The organism is Lentilactobacillus sp., from assembly GCF_040773105.1.
Classification (GTDB): domain Bacteria; phylum Bacillota; class Bacilli; order Lactobacillales; family Lactobacillaceae; genus Lentilactobacillus; species Lentilactobacillus parabuchneri.
Window position 1 is genome coordinate 1 of the sequence record NZ_JAXGWW010000180.1, and the last position, 4,210, is coordinate 4,210.

Below are 4,210 nucleotides of genomic sequence, written 5' to 3' on the forward strand. Positions count from 1 at the left end.
TATCATTTTGTTTACCCTATTCGATTGACATAACCGTGAATACAAATTACGTTTGCAGTAGATGCAAATGCCTTTACCACCAATGAATTTTGAAGCAATAATCCTGGTATCACAAGTATCAGTCCTGACTCTCCTGGGATGGTTAATTCTATATTCCCATTAGGGGCAGTTGTCTCACCCCATTCGATGGTAAGCTTAACATCAGAGTTTGAACTATTTACTGCATAAAGCCATATTTCATCGAGTGATGAAGTGCCTGTAACCGCCGTGTGAATAGTTGTGCCAGGAGAAGTCGTAGCATTAACTAATATGGCTTTCCCATTTGTGGAACCGCTTAAAAGAGTTTTAGTAAAAGTTGCCATTATTTATCCTCCTATCCTAATATCTGTGAACCCAAAACGACTTGGTCGAGGGCAATACCGTGCGTATCTACATAATTCTTAGTCGCAGCGTCTTGTGCTGAGGTGGGGTCAGTAACGTTGGTAATTTTATGAGAGTTCATATCAATATCAGCGGTCATTGTTCCGAGGGTAGTATCCGTTCCTTGCGTGTGCCGTTTGGTAACAGCATCGGCTAAGTTGGCTTCAGTTTGTGTATAAGTATCTAATAAGTCTTTGTTACTATGGATATGTTTCTTACTTACTGCATCTTTGACATCACCAACAGCGACCTGATTGGCTCCGCCAAAATCAAGATACTGGTCGGTATTTTGGGTGTGTTTTTTACTGACAGCATCTTTGACATCAGTTGCTGAAACTTCATTAACCCCATTTTTATCCAAATACTGATCAGTATCTTTGGTATGAACGGTTGGATCATCAGCTTTGACTAAATTAACATTTTGATGAGTTGGACGTGAACCAAGAAACTTCATAAGTTACCCCACAATCGTGACAGTGTATTGGTTTTCGGTTGGAGCGGTAGCAAATTTCACGGTAATGGTATCAACTGAGGTCATTTCAATATCTGGAAACACAACAGCATACGGAGAACCGGTTTCTCTTACGGTTACGGTTACGTCTCGAGTATTCAAATTGTGAGTGACAACCAAACTTGTATCAGCGCCATTCCCTATCGCAACGCTGTATTTTCTTGCTACCTGATGAGTCTGTAGGTCATCGGTTGCGCCGTCTTTTACTTTCCAAACGCCGTTGGTATTGTCAAAATACATCTCGGCATCGGCACGGTCGGAGTCGTTATCTTTAAGTCTTTTAACTGCAATTCCGCCGTCATCGTTTTGACCGTGAACAGTAATATTTGAATTGAGTTCTAAAATATTATCGGCCAGCGTAACCGTTTCAGAATCGACAATGGTTGTAGTCCCGTCAACTTTTAGGTTTTTACACCTCAAATCCGCATAGCCATCATCGGCGGCATTCCGAAGTTGTACCTCACCGGCATTGTTTTTTAACTTGGGGCCAGAGTTTCCAGAATCAAGCTGGAAGGTTCCTGAAGTCGTTCCGGTATCGGTATTCTGGGTATGGCTTGCACTTACTGCGTCTTTTACGTCTTCAGCGGTTGCGGTATTCCCGGCCCCGTCATCAAGCGTTTCCGCCTTATCGACAATGCCGTTTTCATCGGTATCGTAAACCGCCTTAGTCATATCACCGGTTCCGCCGCCCCCCATCTCAACCCAGGAAGTACCGTTATAGGCATAGGTTTTATGGTCGGTCGTATTGTGATAAACTTGCCCCTCAACCGGATTTTCAGGAGCAGAAGCCAAATTTTGAAGCCTCATATTTTGCATTTCATTTTTATTCAAATTTATTGGAGCTAAAAAGTCAGGCATTTATTTCACCTCGCTAATTCAAATATGCTTTCCCACCGAAAGCTGCACTAAACGAAACGGTCAATTGGTTATCGGTCACATAAGTTATATCTCCAAATACAACTTTTTCAGAACTATCAACAATCGTTACCGAGGGTTTCCGGCCTAAGTTGTGGTTAATTGTCCAGGTTGCTGAGGGCACGCTTTGGGTATGAACGTAGGCTTGTTTTCCGGCAAAGTCGTCTATTTTTTGCATATTCTCAGAGAAATCTTTTGCCAGTTTCCCCTTGTCGGTCGAATCATCGCTGGATTTAACCAGCTTTAGAATGTCGGTTATTACGTCAGCCATTGTTATTCCTCCACATAATCCGCCTCCAAGGGTTCGGCCACGTGAGCCTCTACGATTGAACTACTAATGTGAGCACCATTAGCAAAGTCAACCGCTACTTGCAATTGATAATTCAAGTCACCCACCGTTAAGTCTCCGTCGGTTATAACGTAAGTTATGATTCCGGTTGTTCGGTCGTCATTTATGGTTGCAGTTCTTTTTAAAATCTCATTCCCCCGCTTGATGAACAAATGTGCACTTGTTGCATTGGTGAGGTCTAAAATTTCTCCGACTTCGTCATAACAAACAAAATCGAGTTCCACCCCGACATCAAGTTGAAACATATATCACCTCACCGAGAAGGTTTTTTTGATAAAGACGTTTAGGTTGTGAGAAAGGCTTTTGATGATTTGGATCGAAAATAATAGATACTGTTTGAAAATTTCTCGTATATCCATCCAGGTGAATAAGTTAAATTCGCTCCAAGTGGTATCATTAAATTCAGCCCAAGTTAAGCCTTCCGAGCTTTCTTGTTGGATAGGAAAAGTAATCGGAATGTTTTTTTTCATGGTTCACCTTTTGAAGAAGGAATTGAAGATTAAAATAAATTAAATCTGTTGCTCAGTTATACAGCCGTCTCCGCCTTTTCCACCATCTCTTGAATTTGTACTTGAATTTTTAAGACCTCCAGCTCCTCCAGTTGCAAGGACTTGACCAGTCTTTGTATAAGTTCCTTGGTAAAAAATATTTATGCTTCCTCCTCCAGAGCCTCCACCTCCAGAACCATAGTCAGTTGTTCCTTTTCCACTATTTCCATCTATTCCTTTCGACTCAATTATTCCATTTGCTCCAATTGTTAAGTTTCCACGAACAACTAAAATTATTAATCCGCCAGTTCCATCAGCTACTTTAATTCCTCCTGCACCATTTGGATTCCCAGCACCACCACCACCTTGCGTAGAACTTGTGGGATGCCAACCATCTGTCCCAGCTCCTCCTATATCGTTTGGAGTAGGGTCGTAACTATAACCGCCACCGCCACCTCCAGCTCCTCCTGAGTATGCCGTTCCCTTTCCGCCTCGTGAACTATTTTGATAACCGCCACCGCCACCGCCACCGCCAGATTGTCTATTTGTACCATTTGAGCCTGCTTGTCCCGTAACATTTTTATTTGCTTGCGTTATTTTAGGAGCTCCGTCTGCACCAACTGCTGGAATTGCCGCCAAGTCTTCTTCACCCAAAGGAATTGAATAAATATTGTTAATTAAATATGACGGCCAAGCCATCGTTGGAATACCAAATTCAGAAATTGAATTAATATATTTTCGAATATAATCTTCTAATTGTTCAATGTTATAAGGATAGGTAACCTCAATCGAGCAAAACGCCTCTCCTTTTGGACGACAACCAACATCAACTCCAGAAGGGTCAAATTTTGCGCCACGTGCAGTCATCGATAAAGTTCCGTTGATGATACAATCACCATCACAATAAATATATAATCCCTTGCATGGATTATCAGTTGTTACGGTAATGCCTTCATCAATGATTAAATCCCGATAGGCACGAATAACCGTATCTCCGCAATAATCAGCATAGTTTAAAACTGGAAAGTTATAGCTCTCAGAAAATCGAATATCAGCCGGCCTTCTTCGAGTAACCTTAAAAGACTTGTGATATTTTTTTGGGAAGCTATAAAAAATTGACATTAATAATCTCCACCAAATACTGTTACCTGGTATCCGCTTGCTACTTCCGTTCCCAAAGAACCATAGAGTTTATATCCGGCTGGAATGGCAAAGTCCAAAACCTCTTGATACTCAGCGAGCGAAGCTATTTGAGAAGCAGTGGTTTCAGGAAGGGTGAGTTCGAAGATGAGGGAATTATTCGATGGAGTCGTCGGTGAACTTCCGTTATTCACAAAAAGACGCATGACTGTTGCGACATTGGTTCCAAGGGGTTTTACCTTTATCATGTCAATTCGGGATCCATTTTCTCCTGCTACAAAAAGCTCGACAACATCACCGGTCCCGTCATAATTGATGTTATCATCTATGAGTTTTCCCCAGGATACTTTAGGAGTAGCTGGAAAAATTGGAGTACTTGCCATTAGA

Annotated in this window: 7 protein-coding genes; all 7 read right to left on the reverse strand. The window is 41.8% G+C overall.

What is annotated here, in order from left to right:
• Positions 1-11 precede the first annotated feature (11 nt).
• Positions 12-362: a hypothetical protein gene (locus AB3112_RS08830; RefSeq protein ID WP_367334314.1), complete on the reverse strand. Its 351-nt coding sequence runs from the start codon at positions 360-362 to the stop codon at positions 12-14.
• Between the two features lie 11 nt (positions 363-373).
• Positions 374-874: a hypothetical protein gene (locus AB3112_RS08835; protein WP_367334315.1), complete on the reverse strand. Its 501-nt coding sequence runs from the start codon at positions 872-874 to the stop codon at positions 374-376.
• 3 nt (positions 875-877) lie between these two features.
• On the reverse strand, positions 878-1,738 hold the full coding sequence (locus tag AB3112_RS08840; protein WP_367334316.1) for a hypothetical protein: 861 nt from the start codon (positions 1,736-1,738) through the stop codon (positions 878-880).
• A gap of 64 nt (positions 1,739-1,802) precedes the next feature.
• Positions 1,803-2,117, reverse strand: coding sequence for a hypothetical protein (locus AB3112_RS08845; protein ID WP_367334317.1), 315 nt, complete (start codon positions 2,115-2,117; stop codon positions 1,803-1,805).
• A 2-nt stretch (positions 2,118-2,119) separates the two neighbouring features.
• Complete coding sequence (locus AB3112_RS08850; RefSeq protein WP_367334318.1) at positions 2,120-2,440, reverse strand: hypothetical protein; 321 nt, start codon at positions 2,438-2,440, stop codon at positions 2,120-2,122.
• Between the two features lie 264 nt (positions 2,441-2,704).
• Complete coding sequence (locus AB3112_RS08855) at positions 2,705-3,805, reverse strand: hypothetical protein (RefSeq protein ID WP_367334319.1); 1,101 nt, start codon at positions 3,803-3,805, stop codon at positions 2,705-2,707.
• Positions 3,805-4,210 (reverse strand): hypothetical protein (locus AB3112_RS08860; protein ID WP_367334320.1); only part of this gene is annotated, 406 nt, incomplete at its 5' end. The genes AB3112_RS08855 and AB3112_RS08860, both read right to left, overlap by 1 nt.

Bases quoted from the DNA above. Each gene is read 5' to 3' on its own strand.
- AB3112_RS08850 (WP_367334318.1), bottom strand. From the start codon at position 2,440: ATGTTTCAACTTGATGTCGGGGTGGAACTCGATTTTGTTTGTTATGAC.
- AB3112_RS08855 (WP_367334319.1), bottom strand. From the start codon at position 3,805: ATGTCAATTTTTTATAGCTTCCCAAAAAAATATCACAAGTCTTTTAAG.
- AB3112_RS08840 (WP_367334316.1), bottom strand. From the start codon at position 1,738: ATGAGGCTTCAAAATTTGGCTTCTGCTCCTGAAAATCCGGTTGAGGGG.
- AB3112_RS08830 (WP_367334314.1), bottom strand. From the start codon at position 362: ATGGCAACTTTTACTAAAACTCTTTTAAGCGGTTCCACAAATGGGAAA.
- AB3112_RS08845 (WP_367334317.1), bottom strand. From the start codon at position 2,117: ATGGCTGACGTAATAACCGACATTCTAAAGCTGGTTAAATCCAGCGAT.
- AB3112_RS08835 (WP_367334315.1), bottom strand. From the start codon at position 874: ATGAAGTTTCTTGGTTCACGTCCAACTCATCAAAATGTTAATTTAGTC.